This is a genomic window from Solilutibacter silvestris (assembly GCF_002895945.1).
Classification (GTDB): Bacteria; Pseudomonadota; Gammaproteobacteria; order Xanthomonadales; family Xanthomonadaceae; genus Solilutibacter; species Solilutibacter silvestris.
On record NZ_NPZB01000001.1, the window covers coordinates 511,060 to 529,933 of the forward strand.

At 64.2% G+C, this 18,874-nt stretch carries 16 protein-coding genes; 12 read left to right on the forward strand and 4 right to left on the reverse strand.

From position 1 onward, the window contains the following. Both Lysil_RS02265 and Lysil_RS02270 read right to left on the reverse strand, forming a co-directional pair. Nucleotides 1–1,035, reverse strand: a complete 1,035-nt coding sequence (locus Lysil_RS02265) for a LacI family DNA-binding transcriptional regulator (protein ID WP_103074934.1) — start codon at nt 1,033–1,035, stop codon at nt 1–3. A 28-nt stretch (nt 1,036–1,063) separates the two neighbouring features. Further along, complete coding sequence (locus Lysil_RS02270; RefSeq protein WP_103073946.1) at nt 1,064–2,347, reverse strand: sugar MFS transporter; 1,284 nt, start codon at nt 2,345–2,347, stop codon at nt 1,064–1,066. Nucleotides 2,348–2,641: 294 nt separating this feature from the next. Between Lysil_RS02270 and Lysil_RS02275 the strand changes: the two genes are divergently transcribed. From Lysil_RS02275 to Lysil_RS02305, 7 genes are all read left to right on the forward strand, one after another. Next, nucleotides 2,642–3,688, forward strand: coding sequence for a glucokinase (locus Lysil_RS02275; protein WP_103073947.1), 1,047 nt, complete (start codon nt 2,642–2,644; stop codon nt 3,686–3,688). A gap of 77 nt (nt 3,689–3,765) precedes the next feature. Beyond that, nucleotides 3,766–6,543 (forward strand): TonB-dependent receptor, encoded by a 2,778-nt coding sequence (locus tag Lysil_RS02280; protein WP_103073948.1) that lies wholly within the window; start codon nt 3,766–3,768, stop codon nt 6,541–6,543. Between the two features lie 179 nt (nt 6,544–6,722). Next, entirely contained in the window at nt 6,723–8,975 is a 2,253-nt protein-coding gene (locus tag Lysil_RS02285; RefSeq protein ID WP_165782353.1) for a family 20 glycosylhydrolase, read from the forward strand. Between the two features lie 56 nt (nt 8,976–9,031). Further along, on the forward strand, nt 9,032–9,511 hold the full coding sequence (locus Lysil_RS02290) for a SixA phosphatase family protein (RefSeq protein WP_103073950.1): 480 nt from the start codon (nt 9,032–9,034) through the stop codon (nt 9,509–9,511). Nucleotides 9,512–9,560: 49 nt separating this feature from the next. Further along, on the forward strand, nt 9,561–11,426 hold the full coding sequence (locus tag Lysil_RS02295) for a phospholipase D family protein (RefSeq protein ID WP_240600037.1): 1,866 nt from the start codon (nt 9,561–9,563) through the stop codon (nt 11,424–11,426). A gap of 118 nt (nt 11,427–11,544) precedes the next feature. After that, complete coding sequence (locus Lysil_RS02300; RefSeq protein WP_103073951.1) at nt 11,545–11,730, forward strand: hypothetical protein; 186 nt, start codon at nt 11,545–11,547, stop codon at nt 11,728–11,730. A gap of 52 nt (nt 11,731–11,782) precedes the next feature. Continuing rightward, nucleotides 11,783–12,205, forward strand: a complete 423-nt coding sequence (locus Lysil_RS02305) for a hotdog fold thioesterase (RefSeq protein WP_103073952.1) — start codon at nt 11,783–11,785, stop codon at nt 12,203–12,205. Here the strand turns inward: Lysil_RS02305 and aqpZ are convergent. Further along, nucleotides 12,202–12,939, reverse strand: a complete 738-nt coding sequence (aqpZ, locus tag Lysil_RS02310) for an aquaporin Z (protein ID WP_103073953.1) — start codon at nt 12,937–12,939, stop codon at nt 12,202–12,204. The two genes, Lysil_RS02305 and aqpZ, sit on opposite strands and share 4 nt — an antisense overlap. 149 nt (nt 12,940–13,088) lie before the next feature. Here aqpZ and Lysil_RS02315 point away from each other — a divergent pair, with 149 nt between their 5' ends. The 4 genes from Lysil_RS02315 to Lysil_RS02330 are packed head-to-tail and all read left to right on the forward strand — an operon-like array spanning nt 13,089 to nt 16,127. Continuing rightward, complete coding sequence (locus tag Lysil_RS02315) at nt 13,089–13,613, forward strand: c-type cytochrome (protein WP_103073954.1); 525 nt, start codon at nt 13,089–13,091, stop codon at nt 13,611–13,613. Nucleotides 13,614–13,615: 2 nt separating this feature from the next. After that, a complete protein-coding gene (locus Lysil_RS02320) occupies nt 13,616–14,263 on the forward strand; it encodes an alpha/beta hydrolase (RefSeq protein WP_103073955.1) in 648 nt (215 codons plus the stop codon). A 10-nt stretch (nt 14,264–14,273) separates the two neighbouring features. Further along, nucleotides 14,274–15,383, forward strand: coding sequence for a cell division protein ZapE (gene zapE, locus Lysil_RS02325; protein ID WP_103073956.1), 1,110 nt, complete (start codon nt 14,274–14,276; stop codon nt 15,381–15,383). Nucleotides 15,384–15,419: 36 nt separating this feature from the next. Beyond that, on the forward strand, nt 15,420–16,127 hold the full coding sequence (locus Lysil_RS02330) for an SIMPL domain-containing protein (protein WP_103073957.1): 708 nt from the start codon (nt 15,420–15,422) through the stop codon (nt 16,125–16,127). A 12-nt stretch (nt 16,128–16,139) separates the two neighbouring features. Here the strand turns inward: Lysil_RS02330 and Lysil_RS02335 are convergent, their stop codons facing one another. Beyond that, a complete protein-coding gene (locus Lysil_RS02335; RefSeq protein ID WP_103073958.1) occupies nt 16,140–17,963 on the reverse strand; it encodes a monovalent cation:proton antiporter-2 (CPA2) family protein in 1,824 nt (607 codons plus the stop codon). A 57-nt stretch (nt 17,964–18,020) separates the two neighbouring features. Here Lysil_RS02335 and queF point away from each other — a divergent pair, with 57 nt between their 5' ends. After that, nucleotides 18,021–18,833: an NADPH-dependent 7-cyano-7-deazaguanine reductase QueF gene (gene queF / locus Lysil_RS02340; protein ID WP_103073959.1), complete on the forward strand. Its 813-nt coding sequence runs from the start codon at nt 18,021–18,023 to the stop codon at nt 18,831–18,833. Nucleotides 18,834–18,874 lie beyond the last annotated feature (41 nt).

Consider the following 18,874-nt stretch of genomic DNA (forward strand, 5'->3'; position numbering starts at 1 on the left):
TCAGGCCTTCGGTCGCGGTGGCGCGGTCGAACCGCGCACCACCAGTTCCGGACTGAACCCTTCGTTCGATGACGTCGGCTTCGGCGCGTTCTCGCGCAATTCCTGCAGCAGCCGTTGCGCGGCGTGGCGCGCGATCTCTTCGGTCGCCTGTCGCGCGGTGGTGAGCGCCGGCCAACTCTGCTTGGAGAACGGACTGTCCTCGAAACCGGCGATCGAAAGATCGTAGGGCACGTTCATGCCGCTGGAGCGCGCAGCCGCCAGCACGCCGGCGGCGATTTCATCATTGCTGCCGAAGACCGCCGTCGGACGATCCGCCAGCGCCAGCAATCGCCGTGCACCGCGGAAGCCGTCATCGAAGGAGTAGTCGCCTTCGATCACCAATGCGTCGTCGTAGGCGATGCCGTAATCGCGCAACGCATCCTCGTAACCCTTGTGGCGTTCCCATGAGGATCCGTGTGACTTGCCACCCCAGAGGAATCCGATGCGACTGTGACCGAGCTGGATCAGGTGTTCGGTGATCTCGTAGGCGGCGTCGCGATCGTCCACGAAGACGCAGGCACTGCCGTCCTGCGGATCGGCGGCGGCGGAGACGATTCGCACCAGCGAGATGCCGTGGTCGACCAGTTCCTTCACCAATTCGTTGCGTTCCGACATCGGCGGGGCCAGCACCACGCCGGCCAAGCGCGCGTGCTGGGCGATGGCGATCAGTTCGCGCGCGAGATTGGGCGATGACGAATCGCAGGGATGGATCTGCAGGCCGTAACCGTTCTCGCGGCACACCGACAGCACGCCGTTCTGCACCGCGATGACGTAATACGGATTGGGATTGTCGTACATCAGGCCGATCGCATACGACTGCGCACTGCGCAGGCTGCGCGCCGAGGGATCGGGCTGATAGTCGAGTTCGGCGATGGCGACCTGCACGCGATCGCGCGTGCTCGCCTGGACGCCGGCCTCGTTGTTGATGACGCGCGACACCGTCTTCAGTGACACCTGCGCGCGTTCGGCGACATCCTTGATGGTGAATCTGCGCAATGTCACGGGATGAATCGTCTCTCTCGGGTCACGATCCCATCTTCGCACGCCCGGCGTCATGGCCGCGCAAGGCGAAATAGAGGATGTAGAGATAGCAGGGCACCATCAGCAGCAGGAACACCAGTTGGAAATCGTGCGTCTGTTTCAGGTGCACGAACAGCTGCGGGATCACCGCGCCGCCGGCAATCCCCATGATCAGCAGCGCCGAACCGTATTCGGTGAAACGGCCCAGGCCCTGGATGCCGAGCGGGAAGATCGCCGGCCACATCATCGCGTTGGCGAAGCCGAGCGCGGCGACGAATGCCACCGAAGCGTAGCCCTTGGTCAGGAACGCACCGACGACGAGCAACACGCCGAGAATCGCCGACCACGCCAGATAGCGTTCCTGCGAGATGAAGCGCGGGATCGCGATCAGTCCGACCACATAGCCCAGCAACATGCCGAACAACGTGAACGAGGTGAAGAATTTGGTCTGGTCGAGCGGCAGGCCGAAACCGGCGCCATAGGTGCCGATGGCGTCACCCGCCATCACTTCGACGCCGACGTAGACGAAGATGCACAGCGCGCCCAGCCACACGTGCGGATACTGGAAGAGGCTGGTCTTGCCGCGACCGCCCCCGTTGCTGTTCACTTCCTCGGCGCGGATTTCCGGCAACGGCGAGAACAGGATGCCGACCGCGAGCAGCGCCAGCAGGCCGGCCATGATCATGTACGGGCCGTGGATGCGCGCGGCAAAGGCGTCGAGCAGCTGCGTCTTGGTCGCGGCATCGGCGCTGGCGACCTGCGCCGAGAGATCGCCCATGCCATGCATCACCAATGCGCCGATCACCAGCGGCGCGATCATGCCGGCCAGCTTGTTGCAGATGCCCATCACCGCGATGCGCTGCGCCGCGCCTTCGATCGGGCCAAGGATGCTGATGTAGGGATTGGACGCCGTCTGCAGGATCGCGAGGCCGGCGCCGATGATGAAGACGCCGGCGACCGCGCCGGGATACACGCGCTGGGTGGTGAATTGCCCGAACACCAGTGCGCCGACCGCCATCAGGAACAGGCCGATCGCCATGCCTTTCTTCATGCCGGTGCGGCGCAGGATCAGCGACGAGGGCAGCGCCAGGCAGAAGTAGGAAATGTAGAACGCGCTGGGGATCAGGAAGGCCAGGGTTTCGCTGACGTCGAAGGCGAGCTTGGCGAACGAGATCAGCGGGCCGTTGAGCCAGGTGACGAAACCGAAGATGAAGAACAGCGCGCCGACGATCGCGATCGATCCGGTATTGCTGCGCGCGCTGCTGGCGGTGTTGGAGGTGGTGGACATTGCTGGTTGGCTCCCGGTGCGCCGGCGGTGTGGTGACGAATGGTTGGCCCGGTACGCCAACAATTGGCGCAACGTTGTCAGAGACGCGGCATCAACCTCGACACTACAGGATTTCGAGCGTTTTAATCAGGATTCGAATGGTGGATCGGCCGGCTGCCGATGCTGCGCTGCCGCAGAAAAATTCAGTTAAATCGATCCAAATTGATGCTGGCAATGCTGAATGCGAGACAAGCGTTGACAACGTTGTCAGAGAGGGGCCAATGTCGCGCCGTCACATTGATGCCGGGGTCTGGCATGCAAGGCAATCTGGGGTCCATCGCCGAACGCTTCGTCGCCGCCGACATCGGCGGCACGCATGCGCGCGTCGCGTTGGTGCAGGTCGCGGGCGACGGCGCCATCGACGTGCAGGCCTACCGCAAGTACAACTGCGCCGAATTCCCCAGCCTGACCGCGATCCTCGCCGACTTCATCGCCGGCCAGCAGGGCGGCACCGAGCGCATGGCCATCGCCAGTGCCGGCGTGGTGCTGGATGGCGAGGTCATCAACTCCAACCTGCCATGGCGGGTGTCGCTGGCGGAAATGCGGCGCGAACTCGGTTTGCGCGAATTGCATGTCATCAACGATTTCGCCGCCGCCGCGCATGGCGCCGGGCGATTGGCCACGGGCGACCTGCGCCTTCTGACGCCGGGTGTGGACACGTCTAGGTCGGGGCCGATGCTGGTGATTGGTGCCGGGACCGGGTTGGGTGCGGCGATCTGCATCTCCACCGTCCACGGCAACGTGGTGCTCCCGACCGAAGCCGGCATGACGGCGTTCGCGCCGGTGACGCCGCGCGAAATCGAGATCCTGCGCTGGCTGCAGCGCGACAGCCGCCATGTCGCGGTCGAACAGCTGGTGTCCGGGCCCGGTTTGGCCAATCTCTATCGCGCCATCTGTGCGATCGATGGCGTGGCCACGCAGTTCACCACGCCCGCCGACATCAGCAACGGTGCACGCGCCGGCGATGCGCAGGCGCGCGATGCCGTGCTGTCGTTCTGCGCATTGCTCGGCAGCGTCATCGGCGATCTCGCCGTGATCAGTTGCGCCGGCAGCGTGCATGTCGCCGGTGGCGTGCTGCCGCAACTGCTGGAGTTCCTGCCACACAGCGATTTCCGCGCGCGCCTGGTCGACAAGGGCGCGATGCGCGTCTTCAACGAACGCGTGCCGGTGTGGCTGATCGAAAACGAACGACTCGGCGTGCTCGGCGCGGCGAGCTGGTATCAGCAACACCTCAGGGAATGCGCGGATGACAGCCGCGCCGACAACAACACGGCCCGGCAGGAGTGGGCTGGCACGGCATGACGACAACCAGACCCGAAGGTCCTGCACAAGACAGGCCGGGGCCACCTTACCGAACTTACTGACCGGAGAACCAGACAATGCAACTCAAGAAGACACTGTTGACGATCGGAATCGTGACCGCGCTCGGCGCTGCCGGCAACGCGATGGCCCAGGACGCGCAGCCCGCACAGGCACCAGCAACGACCAAGGCCGAGAAGTCGAATGAACTCGACAAGATCGTGGTCACCGGCATCCGCGGTGCGCAGGAGAAGTCGCTGGACGTCAAGCGCAATGCCAACTCGCATGTCGAGGTGGTGACCGCCGAGGACATCGGCAAGATGCCCGACAAGAACGTCGCCGACTCGCTGTCGCACATCCCTGGCGTGTCGGTGAGTTCGGCCGGCGCCACCGAAGGCGGCTTCGACGAGAACGATCGCGTGTCGATGCGCGGCACCAACCCGAGCCTGACCCAGACCCTGTTCAACGGGCACAACATCGCTTCGGGCGACTGGTTCGTACTCAATCAGGCGGGCACCGTTGGCCGCAGCGTGAGCTATACCCTGCTGCCATCGGAGCTGGTCAATCAGGTCGTGGTGCACAAGACGTCGGAAGCCAGCATTGTCGAAGGCGGCGTCGCCGGTTCGGTCGACATCATCACGCGCAAGCCGCTGGAATTCTCCAAGCCGTTCACCGCCAGCGCGTCGCTCGGCGCGGTCTATTCCGATCTGCCGAACAAGACCGAGCCGCAGGTCAGCGGGTTGATCAGCTGGAAGAACAAGGCGAACAACTTCGGCATCCTGGTGCAGGCGTTCTCGGAGACGCGCAGCCTGCGTCGCGATGGCCAGGAAATCCTCGGGTATGAGCAGATCGCACCTGGCTCTGCCGTTGCCACGTCGCATCCGGATCTTGCCGGCGTGTGGTATCCGCACCTGATCGGTTCGGCGCTGTTTGAACAACGCCGCAAGCGCACCGGCGGCCTGATCGATGTCCAGTTCAAGCCGACCACCGATCTCACCCTCGACTTGAATGCCTTCTCTTCCGATCAGAAGGCCAGCAACTACAACCGCAATTACATGCTGTGGACGACACACATCGTCAATTTCGGCGCAGGCCAAGCCCCTGATCCGGGCTATGTGGTGCGCAATGGCACGCTGGTCAATGCGAATTTCACCGGCCAGCCCGGCACCACCTATGGTGTGTACGACCAGATTTCGCGTCCGAACGCGCGCTCGAAATCCAACTATGTGTCCCTTGATGCGAAATGGGATGTCAGCCAGAAACTGGTGTTCAAGGGCCAGGCCGGAACCTCGAAGGGCAGCGGCCAAACGCCGACCCAGGATGTCGCCGAATGGAACACTGGCATCGGCACGGGTGGCGGCTATCAGTTGAATGGCGTTGGCGCGGCCGACTGGCATTTGAACGAAAGCCCGTCGAAGCAGACCACGGCGCTGGGCTGGATCTTTGGCGACCAGAACGTGGATGTGAGGGACAAGGAAGATTGGGGCCAGATCGACGGCCAGTACTTCATCGATCGCGGCCCGCTGTCTTCATTGCAGTTCGGTGTTCGCCAAGCCAGGCACGGCCGCTCTTCGTTCGGGGTGATCGGCCAAGGCCCGGGTTGCATTGATTCCAGTGGCAAGGTCGTTCCGTTCGATTGGTCACAGGCCAATTGGTGCCCGGTCGGCACGCAATCCCCCAACGATCCCGCCAACATCCCGCTGGCAAGTGGCATGTATCCGGGCAACTACGCGGCGTTTGGCGGCAACTTCCCGCGCAATATCTGGTATCTCGATGCAGGCCAATTGCGCGCTTACGACCGCTTGACCAACCGCGCAACCGATGGTTCGCGCGAGGACTGGCCAAGTGAATTCGCGCTGCGTGAAAGGAGCACGGCCGCCTACGCGCAATTGAATTTCGAAAGCGGAAGCTGGAATGCCAACGTTGGCTTGCGCTTCGTCAAGACCGAAGAGAACATCCTCAACAACGTCACGGCCGATGCGACCACGCCGGGGGCCGTCACAGCGTCCGCGTTCGGTCCCTACCTGCCGGTGACCGTCAAGCACAACTACTACAACTTGCTGCCCAGCGCGAATTTCAAATACAACATCAACAAGGATCTGGTATTGCGTCTCGCGGCTTCACGCACGATGACCCGCCCCGATTATTCGGCGTTGTCCGGCGCAGTGAACTTCGGGGGCGCGCAGAATCCAGGTGATGTCGGCCAGGGCAGCGGCCCCAATCCCGACCTGAAACCGATCCAGTCCACCAATTTCGACGCGGCATTGGAGTGGTATTTCGCACCGCGCGCCCTGTTGGCCGGCAGCGTGTTCTACATGGATCTGAAGGATTACGTCGACTACGGCCAGGTCAACCGGCAGTACATGACGTTCAACAATGTGCATCCGCAGGGCTTCCTTGCGAACTACATCATCACTACCCCGATCAATGCCAATGGCAAGGTCAAGGGTTTCGAGTTGACCTATGAGCAGCCGATCGGGGCGTACTTCGGGATCAGTGCCAATTACACCTTCGCGGATGGCAAGGCCGCGAATGGACACGATCTCGTCGGGACCTCGAAGAACACCTACAACCTGGGTGGCTACTTCGAGAACGAACATTTCAATGCGCGCGTGACCTACCTGTTCCGCTCCTCCTTCTACAGCGGGCTTGATCGCCAGACGGCGTTCTACCAGGACAAGACAGCCGTGCTGAATGCCTCCTTGGGATACAAGTTGAACGCGAACATATCGTTCAACCTGGACGGCCTAAACCTCAACCAGCCGAAGCTGAAGTACTACGCGTTGAACCGCGACCAGCCGCGCTCGATCTACATGAATGGTCGTCAGTACTACTTCAACGTTCGTTTCAGCTTCTGATCGCTGCGACAGATGCATCAACGAAACAACCCGCGGGCCCGGTCATCCGGGCCCGTGTGGTATCTACCCGAAAGAAGTCTTCGTGTGAGAACGACATGAGCCAGCGCAGTGCGACGTTCGCCCGTTTCACATGGTCTTGCCTCCTGGTCGTAGCGGTCGTGTTCGCACCCGCGCGCGTAATGGGTCAAACACCCTTGTCGCTGGAAGCGCAAGCAACACCGGTGATCCCGCGTCCGGCCAATGTCCGCGTCGATGCCGGCACATTCCGCCTGACACCGACAACGCGCTGGAGCGCGACGGATGGTGATGCCGCGGTACTGCGCATCGCCCGCGATTTTTCGGCGCGGATCAAGCGTTCGCGCGGCTTCGCACCGCTGCAGGCACGCGACACCAAGGAAGCCGCGATTCGGTTCGCGATCGACCGCAAGGCGACACTTGCGAACGACGAAGGCTATCTCCTCGATGTCACGCCGCGCGGCGTGACGATCACCGCGCGCGCACCAGCGGGACTGTTCCACGGCGCGGTCACGTTGTGGCAACTCGCCACCGCCAATGATGGCAAGGGCGCTACCACCATCGCCGCCCAGCACATCGACGATGCCCCGCGTTTCGCCTGGCGCGGACTGATGCTCGATGTCGCCCGCCATTTCCGCAGCGTCGATGAAGTGAAAGCACTGATCGACCAGATGGCGCTGCACAAGTTCAACACCTTCCACTGGCACCTCACCGACGACCAGGGCTGGCGCATCGAGATCAAGCGTTATCCCGAACTCACCAGGATCGGTGGTTGTCGCATTCCCGCCGGCGCCGCCGGCCGTGACGCCGATGGCAAGCCGCATCCGTATTGCGGCCACTACACCCAGGCGCAGATCCGCGACGTGGTGAAGTACGCCAGCGATCGCTACATCACGGTGATTCCGGAGATCGATCTGCCGGGCCATGCGCAGGCCGCGATCGCCGCGTATCCACAACTCGGCGTGATTGGAACGCGTCCGCCGGTGTCGCCGGACTGGGGCGTCAATCCGTCGCTGTACAACGTCGACGATGGCACCTTCAAGTTCCTCGAGGACGTCCTCGACGAAGTGATGGCGCTGTTCCCGTCGCGCGACATCCATCTCGGTGGCGACGAGGCGCTGAAGGACCAGTGGATCGCCTCGCCTGCAGTGCAGGCGAAGAAGCACGAACTCGGCGTGAAGAACGAGATGCAATTGCAGAGCTGGTTCATGGGCCGGCTGGCGACCTACCTGCAACAGCACGGCCGACGCATGCTCGGCTGGGACGAGATTCTCGAAGGCGGCATTCCCGGGGATGCGGTGGTGATGTCGTGGCGTGGCACCCAGGGCGCGATCGATGCCGCGCGCGCCGGCCACGACGTGGTGCTGTCGCCAGCGCCCGATCTCTATTTCGATCATGTGCAAAGCGATCGCGCCGACGAAACTCCCGGCCGCCTCGCGGTGATGGATCTCAAGCACGTGTACGACTTCGAGACGATGCCGACGGTGCTCGATGCCGGCCAGCAGGCGCATGTGCTCGGTGCGCAGGCCAATATCTGGACCGAGCACCAGCGCACCAACCAGCGCGTGCAGCGCACCGCTTTCCCACGCGCCGCCGCCCTGGCCGAAGCGACGTGGACGCCGGTCGCGCGGCGTGACTGGGCCGATTTCCTGCAACGGATGGCAGTGATGCAGGCGCGATACCGCGGCGCCGGCTTCGATGCCTCCGACAGCGCGTTCGCGGCGAACTTCAAGGTCGAACCTCAGGGCGATGGCCGCGCGCGTGTTGCCATCGACACCCAGAGCGGATTCGGTACATTGCGTTACACGATGGATGGCAGCGCGCCGACGCCGCAGTCTCCGGCATACGACCAGCCACTGGATCTCGCCGTCGCGGGGCAAACCATCGTCGCCACGGCCTTCGCCGGCACGCGTGCGTTGGCCGCGCCGCGCCGTTTCGTGCTGGATGCGCACGGCCTGCGCGCGCGCCGCAGCACCGCATTGCGTCAGTGCAAAGGTGGATTGACCCTGCGCCTGGAAGACGATGCCCCGCGCGACGGCGAACGTGCCGTGGTCGATGTCGATCTCTTCGATGCCTGCTGGATCTATCCGCAGGCCGATCTCGACGGCATGGCGACCTTGTCCGCGCGCATCGGGCAGCTGCCGTTCAATTTCCAGCTCGCGCACGACAGCGACAAGGTCGTCACCCGGCCGGCGACGATGCCCGGTGGTGCGCTGGAAGTCCGGCTCGACAGCTGCAGCGGCCCGCTGGTCGCGACATTGCCGTTGGCGCCGGCGCGCGTGTCGCCGGCATTGACCACGCTGGTCGCGCCGTTGCCGAAAACGCAGGGCCGCCACGATCTCTGCTTCACCTTTGCGTCGGGGACGCATGATCCGCTGTGGATGATCGACGAGGTCGCGCTGCTGCCGCGCCCTTGACGCGGGCTTGCATCGTGGACGATAAGGTAAGCGTTTCTACCGACGGAAATTCCCCCATGCCGAAGGAACTGGTATTGATCCGCCACGCGCACGCCGAGCCGCCAGGCCCGGGCCAGTCCGACCTGGAGCGCGCGCTGTCGGCGATTGGCCACGAGGAGGCCACCAAGGCCGGTGTCTGGCTGAAGGCGCACGCGCAACCGCCTGATCGCGTGCTGTGCTCGCCGGCGAAACGCACACGCGAGACGCTGGACGACATCATGCTTGCCACCGGACCGTTGCCGGTGCAGGAGGAGGCCGCGATCTACGAGGCCGGCGTCGGCACCCTGATCGGCTTGATCGAAGGCGCGCGCGACGCCCACGCGCTGTGGTTGGTCGGACACAATCCGGCGCTGGAACAACTGTCGGCGTTCCTGTCGGAAGGACGCAGTGGCGAAGCGCGCGGACTCCCGCCGGGTGGCACCGTGATCCTGCGCCTGCCCGACGATGTCGCGATCGAACCCGGCGTGGCCGAAGTGCTGGCCTTCTGGTGGCCTTGAGCGGAAGCGACGATACTGCTGCGCCGATGCGCGTGCCACGATCATTGCGATGATGTTCCGCTCCATCCGCAACACCGCGCTTTGCCTGCTCGCCCTCGCGGCGGGCGGCTGCACCACGTTGTCGGCGTCGGACCACGCACACGCCGAAGCGATCGCGATTGCCGCACGCAGTGACGCGATCGATTGCCAGCGCGCCGACCGTTGCGCCGATCCTTCCGTCTTCGACAATGCCACGCCGCGGTCCGGCAACCGCACGCTGCTGCTCGACGATGGCCAGGATGCGTTGCTGGCGCGCATGCACATGATCCGCAGCGCACGCCAGCGCATCGACCTGCAGACCTACATCTACAAGGAAGACGACGTCGGTCGCATGATCCTGCGCGAACTGGTCGGCGCAGCGCGGCGCGGCGTGCAGGTGCGCGTATTGATCGACCAGCTATCGGCGATGGAATCGCCCGACACGCTCGCCGCGCTGTCCGGCATCCACCGCAATTTCCAGTTGCGCATCTACAGCCCGCTGTTCAACCTCGGGCGCCCGAACTATGCCGACTACGTGCTCGCCAGTGTCGTGCGCTTCCGCCAGCTCAACCAGCGCATGCATACCAAGGCATTGGTGGTCGATGGGCAGGTCGGCGTCACCGGCGGCCGCAATTTCAGCGACGAATATTACGACTGGTCGCAGACCTACAACTTCCTCGATCGTGACGTGCTGGTTTCCGGACCCACGGCGAAGGCGATGCAGGACAACTTCGATGCCTTCTGGGTGGCGCCGCAAAGCGTTCCCGTCGAACAGCTCAACGATGTCGCCCGTATCCTGCTCGCGCGCGGGGTGCCGGCGTTGTCGGACAAGCGCTATGAAGTGCCTGAACGCGTGCAGGCGATGCAGAACCTGTCCAGTGATACGACGCTGCTGCGCACGCGTCTTGGCGATGAGCTGATGCCGGTAGCCGAGGTCCAGTTCGTCGCCGATCCTCCGGGCAAGCATGATGTCAACGAGTCCGATCGCGCCGCCAATGCGCCAGCATCCGTGGTGCTGCGCGATGTCGTGGATGCGGCGAAGCATGAAGTGGTGATGCAGACGCCCTACCTGGTGTTGTCGCATGGCGCGCAACGCCTGTTCCAGTCGCTGCATCGTCGTCCCGATGCGCCGCGCGTGATCGTGTCCACCAGCAGCCTGGCCGGCATCGACAATGCGTTGACCTATGCGATGGCCTACAAGTATCGTCGCCGCTACATCCAGCGTTTCGGCTTCGAGATGTACGAACTCAAGCCCTTCCCGCAGGACGTTCCGATGCGGGTCGACGAATACGAAGCGGATGACGATGACGGATCCACCGTCACCGCGGACGGCCATCGCCACCATCCGTTGCCGGCCAATACCGAGGATGCATCGCGGCGCGGCGTGCTGCTGTATCGCCTCAATCGCCAGCAACCGCGGTCCGATCTTCCGCGCGTCGGCTTGCACGCGAAGTCGATCGTGGTCGATCGCAGTGTCGCCGTCGTCGGCACGCACAACTTCGATCCGCGTGGCGTCAACTACAACACCGAGAGTGCATTGGTCATCCGCGACCCGGCGTTCGCCGCGCTCGTGGCCGACAGCATCCAGCGCGAGACCTTGCCGGCGAACGCGTGGGTGATCGCGCCGCGTGAACCCGGCATCGCCGAGGTCGATGACGCCATCGTGCGCGCCAGCGAACGCCTGCCGCTCTTCGACTTGTGGCCGAGCCGCTATGCCACCGCCTTCGAGTTTCGTGCCGGGCCCGAGTGCCCGAAGCCACTGCCCTTCCGCGACCCGGGCTTCTACCGTTGCTACCGGTCGGTCGGTGATTTCCCGGGTGTGCCTCTGCTGGGCGTGAAGTGGTGGATGACCCGTGTCGTCACCGCCTTCGGTGCCGGGATGACGCCGTTTCTCTAGGCCCCCAGGGCCAATTCGGACCATGACTCCAGTTGTGTGACTTCTGGCACGGGCCAAAGTCGATTTGGTGTTGTACTTTACCAACACACCGAAACAACATCACACCAAGGAGTCCCCCATGAACGTCTACACCATGCCCAAGACCGTCCGCACCGCCAACCCGCAAGCGGCCCATGCCAACCCATCCACCTATGAACGCCAGGAAGCCGCTCCGTTCGGCACCGGCTACGGCCGCAGCAGCGGTTATGTGCAGCGTCCCCGTTACACCCGCGACTGGGCACCGGCCCGTTTCACCATGCGCTGATCGCCCGACCACGGGTTAGGCTGGACACCCGATTGCCCCGGTGCCAGCCAGAATGATGTTCCGCCGCCAGACCACGCTCGAGCAGTTGAATGCCCTGTCCCGCAATACCCTGATGGAGCCGCTCGGCATCGTCTTTACCGAATTGGGCACCGATTTCCTGCGCGCGACGATGCCGGTGGGTACCCGCACCCATCAGCCATACGGGCTGTTGCATGGAGGCGCGTCGGCGGCGCTGGCGGAAACACTGGGCAGTACTGCCGCCGGCCTGTGCGTCGGCGAAGACGAAGGCGTCGTTGGGATCGAAATCAACGCCAATCACCTGCGCGGCGTGCGCGAGGGCGTGGTCACGGGGACCGCCCGCCCCCTGCATGTCGGTCGTTCGACCCAGGTCTGGGAGATGCGGATCGAGGACGCCGCTGGCGAACTGGTCTGCATCTCGCGCCTGACGCTGGCGGTGATCCGCCGCCGCAGCTAAGCGGTCGTCGCTTCATCTCCCAACCAACGGTAGATCAGTCCGCCGAGGACCGCCCCGATGGCCGGTGCCACCCAGAACAGCCACAGCTGGCTCATCGCGCCGCTGCCGGCGAACAATGCCACGGCCGTCGAGCGCGCCGGATTCACCGAGGTATTGGTCACCGGGATGCTGATCAAGTGGATCAGGGTGAGTCCGAGGCCGATCGCGATCGGCGCGAATCCGGCCGGCACCAGCCGATGGGTCGACCCCATGATGATGATGAGGAACAGCGCCGTCATCACCACTTCGCACAGGAAGGCCGCGCCGAGACTGTAGCCGCCGGGCGACAGCGCACCGTAGCCGTTGCTGGCGAATGCGCCTGCGGTGGAGTGATCGTCCAGTGCGGCCGGAACCAGATGGAAGTCGGGGTTGCCGCTGGCGATCTGATAGAGGACGAAGGCCGCGAGTGCGCCGCCGAGCACCTGGGCGATGACATAGCCGGGCAGATCCTTGGCCGGCAGTCTTCCGCCCACCACCAGTCCGAGGCTGACCGCAGGATTGAAGTTGCCGCCGGAAATATGGCCGAACGCATAAGCGCCGGTAAGGACGGTCAGGCCGAATGCCAGTGCCACGCCGACGAAACCGATGCCGAGGGGGTTGCTGTCGCCGCCGAACTTGGCCGCCAGCACCGCGCTGCCGCACCCGCCCAGCACCAGCCAGAACGTGCCGAGGAACTCCGCCACAAGTTTCTTCATTTCGGGACTCCCCCTGAACGCCGGATCGGCGCCGCCGAACTATCGCACGGGCCTGTCAAGAGACGTTGACTGGCCCGGAATCCGAGGATTCCGTATACTGAACAGCTATGTGCGGCCGGGGCCGCAGGCCTCACAGCACAGGTAAACGCGTGAATCGATCCGATCTCGACTTCCTGAAGAAATTCTCGGTGGTGATTGCCATCTTGCTGTCCACCACCATCGTGCTGATTTTCCTTGGCAGTCACCTGGCGGAGAAGTACCACAAATACGAAGTGACACCGCAGGCCGCGGCCCAGACCGAAGCGCGCATCGCGCCGGTGGGTGCGGTGTTCGCAGGTGAAGCAGGCAAGATCGAACACGCCGCCGCCGAAGACGCCGCGAAAAAGCGCGCCGCGTCGGAAGTCGCCTACGGCGGCACCACTGACGGCAAGATCATCTTCGGCAACCTCTGCACCGGCTGCCACACCAGCGGTGCCGGCGGCGCACCGACGCTGGACGCCGCGCACTGGGCCGCGCGCGCGGCCGAAGGCAAGGACACGCTGTACCAGCATGCGATCAATGGCTTCACCGGCAATTCCGGAGTGATGCCGGCCAAGGGCGGCAACCCGGCGCTGACCGATGCGCAGGTCAAGGCGACGGTGGACTGGATGGTGGCGCAGGCCACCGGCAAGTAAAAATGTCCGATGCGTCCCTGCAATTGGCGGGGCCGGTCGGCGCGCTGGAAGCGAAACTCGAATTCCCCGATGCCGGCGTCGCGCGACGGGCCGGCTGCGCCATCGTCTGCCATCCGCTGCCCACCGACGGCGGCACCATGGACAACAAGGTGGTGACGACGACCGCGCGGGCCTTGCGCGAACTCGGCATCACCACGCTGCGTTTCAACTTCCGCGGCACCGGGCAATCGGCCGGTCACTTCGATGGCGGCGCCGGCGAACGCGACGACCTGCGTGCGGTCGCTGACTGGCTGCGCGCGTCGCGTCCCGATGATGTGTTGTGGCTCGCCGGCTTCAGCTTCGGCAGCTATGTCTCGCTGCGGATGAATGGTGAACTGGCGCCGGCCGCGTTGATCTCGATCGCGCCGCCGGTCGGGCGCTGGGAGTTCGATCAGGTGCCGACGCCGCCGATGCCGTGGTTGGTGGTGCAGGGCACGGCCGACGAAATCGTCGATCCGCAGGCAGTCGCGCGCTGGTTCGCCGGCCTCGGCGCGCCGCAGGGTGCGCTGGTGGAATTGCCGGAGACCTCGCACTTCTTCCATCGCAAACTGATCGATCTGCGCCAAGTCCTTCAGCACTGGGCGCAACCATTGTTGCCGCCCGTGGCATGAGCGCGGACCGATGAGTGCAGAATCCGCGCCATTACCCAGCCAGCGTTACGGCGAAGGCGTGGCGCGCGGCGATTGGCAGGACGATCCGGCACAACGCGCGGTGCTGGTCGAACTCGATCGCATCCAGCGCGCAGTGCTGGCGCAACCGGCGCGGGCATCGGGATTGCTGTCGCGATTGTTCGGCGGCGATGCCGTGGCGCGCGAGGTGCCCGGCCTGTACCTGTGGGGTGGCGTCGGTCGCGGCAAGACCTTCCTGGTCGACCTGTTCTACGACGGCCTGCCGATCGCGCGCAAGCAACGCACGCATTTCCACCGATTCATGCGCGAACTGCATGCGCGGTTGCGCACGCATGCCGGCGAAAGCGATCCGTTGACGATCGTCGCGCGCGAGTGGCGCGAGAAGCTGCAGGTGCTGGTGCTCGACGAATTCGTGGTCACCGACATCGGTGACGCAATGCTGCTGTCGCGATTGCTGCGCGGCCTGTTCGAGGGTGGCGTCACCCTCGTCACCACCTCCAACACGGCGCCCGGCCAGTTGTATCGCGATGGCCTGCAGCGCGCGAGTTTCCTGCCTGCCATCGACCTGCTGGAACAGCATTGCCACGTACTGGAAATTCCCAGCGCTACCGACTACCGCCTGCGTGCATTGACGCGATCGCCGGTGTACCGGACGCCGCTGGATGCGCACTCGGATGCGTGGCTGCAGCAGCGCTGGCGCGAACTCGGTGGCGACGATGGCCATCGCGATGCCAGCCTCGACATCGAAGGTCGGCGCATTCCGGTGCGCGCGCGCAGCAAGGGCTTGGCCTGGTTCGATTTCAACGCGTTGTGCGATGGCCCGCGCGGCACCACCGACTACATCGAGATCGCGCAGGAATTCCACGCAGTGCTGATCGGCGGCATTCCGGTGTTCGATGGAAACAACGACGATCCCGCGCGCCGCTTCATCAACGCCATCGACGAGTTCTACGATCGTCGCGTCAAACTGGTGTGCACCGCAGCCGCGATGCCGCTGGAGTTGTATCGCGGCGAGCGGTTGGCCGCGATGTTCGAGCGCACCACGTCGCGCCTGATCGAAATGCAGAGCACGGAGTACTTGACGCAACAGCATCTGGGTTGAGGTAGGATCGGCCGGACACGACAAGGGGAGAAGTCGATGCGCGCAATCGTGCTTTGGGGAATATTGGCTGTTGCTTCGGTTGCGCACGCGGGAACCCCGCTGCCCGATGGCCCGCATGTGGTGACGAGTGGTGAAGGCAAGTTGTCGGTGGCGCCGGACATGGCAACCCTTCGTCTTGTCGTGGAGAAGCGCGACGCATCCCCAGCAGTCACAAAGCAGCAAGCCGACCAAGCCGTCAATCGTTTTCTCGATGCGCTGGCCAAGCGCAGAGTCGCGGCCGCGGACATCACTGCTTCCGATCTCGGCTTGTCAGAAGACAACGGACGTAACGATGCCGGCAGGCGCGTCTCGAACGGATTTGTCGCGGAGCGTTCGATTGAAGTGAAATTGCGCGACGTGAAACAACTGGATGCCGTTCTTGATGATGCGCTGGCGGCGGGTGTCAATCATTTCGGCGACACCACGTTCGGATCGTCGCGCGAAGAGGCATTGGTCGCGCAGGCGCGCTTGCTCGCGGCGCAGGATGCGCGGCACAAGGCCGAGCAGCTGGCCAGAGGCGTCTCGGCGCAAGTCGGCAAGGTTTACAGCATCGACAGCACGGGCTCAAGCAACAGTGCGCGTTATCGCGGCGATGAGCTCGGCACCATCACCGTCACGGCGTCGAAGGACGTTCCAGCGCGCTATCTGCAACCGCAAATCGAATTCAAGGAACGCGTCCAGGTCGTGTTCGACCTGCAACGCTGACGCGATGCGGCGTCACACCGCCGGCAACGTTTCCTCGCTGTCTTGCTTCGCCGCCGAACCCAGCAGCCCTTCGCCGAGGTCGGCGGCGAACAGTTGTTCCAGCTCCTTGCGCGCGTCCGCCGAAGTCTGTTTCAACGCATCCTCGTCGTCATAGACCAGGTGTTGTGCGGCCAGCACGCGTTCGTCGGCGGCCTTGAAGCGGCGCATGCGATCGTCGGCGATTTCCGGCGGCATGCCCAGCGCGACCAAGGCGTCGCGGCCAGTCCTGAGCGCGGAAAAGAACGTTTCGCGAATCGGAGTGACGCCGAAATCCATCAGCTGCCAGGCGTGGCGGCGATCGCGCGCGCGGGCAAGGATGGTCGCGGTCGGGTTGATGCGCTTGATCAGGCGCACCGTGCGCAGGCTGTCCTCGACGCTGCCCATCGCCACCACGAACAAGCGGATGTGCTGGGCGCCGGCGGAGCGCAACAGTTCCGGCTTGGTGGGATCGCCGTAGTAGATCGGATTGCCGAAGCGGCGGAAAAATTCCACCTGTTCGACGTCGGAATCGATGGCGACGAAACGCACGTTCTGGGTGAACAGCAGGCGCGCGACGATCTGGCCGAAGCGGCCGAAGCCGGCAATCATCACCTGCGGCTGGTCGTCGGGAATCGTGTCGAACGGACGGTCATCGCGCTTCTTGCGTTCGCGCCCCACCAGTTTGCTGACGCCGATCAACAGCACCGGCGTCACCGCCATCGACAAGCCGACGATCGCAGTCAACTGGTCGCGCACGACAGGCGTCAGCAATTGCACGCTCTGCGCCTGGTTGAACACCACGAAGGCGAATTCGCCGCCCAGCGACAACACCGAGGCCAGCAACAACGCGCCGCGCGCATCGAGCCGCCCCGGACGCAGGCCGATCGCGAACAGGATGGCGAACTTCACGGTCATCAACACCGCGACGCCCGAGGCGATCAGCAGTGGTTGCGCGGCGATCTGCTTGAGATCGATGCTCATGCCGACGGCCATGAAGAACAGGCCGAGCAGCAAGCCTTCGAATGGCTGGATCTGCGATTCCAGCTCGTGGCGGAATTCGGAATCGGCGAGGATCACGCCGGCGATGAAGGCGCCAAGGCCGGCGCTGAGGCCGGCGAGTTCGAGGAACCATGCGCTGCCCAGCACCACCAGCAATGCCGCCGCGGTGAACACTTCCGGCATGCCGGTGCGGGCGACGACGTTGAACAGGTGTCGCAACAACAGGCGACCGCCCAACAGCAATATCGCGATCGCGCCGACGCCCTTGGCGACAGCCAGCCATGGTGACGTAGCTGCGTGTTGCACGCTGCCGAGCAACGGGATCGCCGCCAGCAGCGGGATCGCCGCGATGTCCTGGAACAGCAGGATGGCGAAGGCGAGGCGACCGTGGTTGCTGCCGAGTTCGCTGCGTTCGGACAACAGCTGCAAGCCGACGGCGGTGGACGACAATGCCAATGCGACACCGACGACCAGTGCCGCATTCGAGGTGAAGCCGTAGAACCAGCAGATCGTGCCCATCGCCAACGCGGTCAGGACGACCTGCAGCGCGCCGACGCCAAACACCGCGCCACGCATCACCTTTAGCCGCGGCAGCGACAGTTCCAGGCCGATCACGAACAGCATCATCACCACGCCGATCTCGCTGGCGGTAAGCACGCCTGCGGGATCGGAGACGACTTTCAGCGCGTGCGGGCCGAGCAGCACGCCAGCGGCGAGATAGCCGAGCACTGCACCGAGGCCGAAGCGCTTGAACACCGGCACCGCGATCACCGCGGCCAGCAGGAAGACAAGGGCGAGTTGCAGACCGCTATCGGGCATGTGGTTTCCTCCGAAGGGCATTATGCGGGTGTTACCGCGTCGGGCGATAATTCCATCATGCATACCCCCGAAGACAGCCAGCTCGGCCGCGAGGTCGACTATCCCCGGCACTACGATCCCGCGCTGCTGTTCCCGATCCCGCGCACGCAAGGTCGCGACGAACTCGGGATTCGCGCCGATGCGTTGCCGTTCATCGGCCACGATCGCTGGCAGGGTTACGAACTCGGCTGGCTCGACGCGCGCGGCAAGCCGGTGGTCGCGACCGCGACGTTCGAAGTGCCGGCGACATCGCCGAACCTGGTCGAATCGAAATCGTTCAAGCTCTACCTCAATTCCTTCAACGCACATCGCATCGAATCGCCCGAGGAATTGCAGCGGATCCTCGAGCGCGATCTGGCAAACGTCGCCGGTGCACCAGTGCGAATGCGTTTCGGCGTACCGCCGTTGCGCGAGGAGGATGGTGGCGAGTGCATCGACGGGCTCGATATCGCCATCGACCATTACGGGCCACCCGATCCGGCATTGCTGATCTGTGCTGGCGCCGATGTCGAGGAGGCGCTTGTTTCCCATCTGCTGAAATCGAATTGCCCGGTGACCGGGCAACCCGACTGGGCAACATTGCAGATCCGTTACCTCGGCCCGCGCATCGATCGTGCAGGGCTGTTGCGCTACATCGTCGGTTTTCGCGACCAGCGCGAATTCCACGAACAATGCGTGGAGCGGATTTTCGTCGATGTGCTGGCACGTTGCCGGCCGCAGGTATTGTCGGTGGAGGCGCGTTACACCCGCCGCGGCGGGCTAGACATCAACCCGTGGCGGGCGACGCCGGGCAGCGAACCACCGGAAGTGTGGAGAACACCACGGCAATGACCAGCAAAATGAATACGGGCGTGATGCCGCTTTAACATCCG

Excerpts from the sequence above, each read along its gene's own strand:
- Lysil_RS02270 (WP_103073946.1), bottom strand. The coding sequence starts at position 2,347 with ATGTCCACCACCTCCAACACCGCCAGCAGCGCGCGCAGCAATACCGGA.
- Lysil_RS02275 (WP_103073947.1), top strand. The coding sequence starts at position 2,642 with ATGCAAGGCAATCTGGGGTCCATCGCCGAACGCTTCGTCGCCGCCGAC.
- Lysil_RS02280 (WP_103073948.1), top strand. The coding sequence starts at position 3,766 with ATGCAACTCAAGAAGACACTGTTGACGATCGGAATCGTGACCGCGCTC.
- Lysil_RS02285 (WP_165782353.1), top strand. The coding sequence starts at position 6,723 with ATGGGTCAAACACCCTTGTCGCTGGAAGCGCAAGCAACACCGGTGATC.
- Lysil_RS02290 (WP_103073950.1), top strand. The coding sequence starts at position 9,032 with ATGCCGAAGGAACTGGTATTGATCCGCCACGCGCACGCCGAGCCGCCA.
- Lysil_RS02295 (WP_240600037.1), top strand. The coding sequence starts at position 9,561 with ATGATGTTCCGCTCCATCCGCAACACCGCGCTTTGCCTGCTCGCCCTC.
- Lysil_RS02300 (WP_103073951.1), top strand. The coding sequence starts at position 11,545 with ATGAACGTCTACACCATGCCCAAGACCGTCCGCACCGCCAACCCGCAA.
- Lysil_RS02305 (WP_103073952.1), top strand. The coding sequence starts at position 11,783 with ATGATGTTCCGCCGCCAGACCACGCTCGAGCAGTTGAATGCCCTGTCC.
- aqpZ (WP_103073953.1), bottom strand. The coding sequence starts at position 12,939 with ATGAAGAAACTTGTGGCGGAGTTCCTCGGCACGTTCTGGCTGGTGCTG.
- Lysil_RS02320 (WP_103073955.1), top strand. The coding sequence starts at position 13,616 with ATGTCCGATGCGTCCCTGCAATTGGCGGGGCCGGTCGGCGCGCTGGAA.
- zapE (WP_103073956.1), top strand. The coding sequence starts at position 14,274 with ATGAGTGCAGAATCCGCGCCATTACCCAGCCAGCGTTACGGCGAAGGC.
- Lysil_RS02330 (WP_103073957.1), top strand. The coding sequence starts at position 15,420 with ATGCGCGCAATCGTGCTTTGGGGAATATTGGCTGTTGCTTCGGTTGCG.
- Lysil_RS02335 (WP_103073958.1), bottom strand. The coding sequence starts at position 17,963 with ATGCCCGATAGCGGTCTGCAACTCGCCCTTGTCTTCCTGCTGGCCGCG.
- queF (WP_103073959.1), top strand. The coding sequence starts at position 18,021 with ATGCATACCCCCGAAGACAGCCAGCTCGGCCGCGAGGTCGACTATCCC.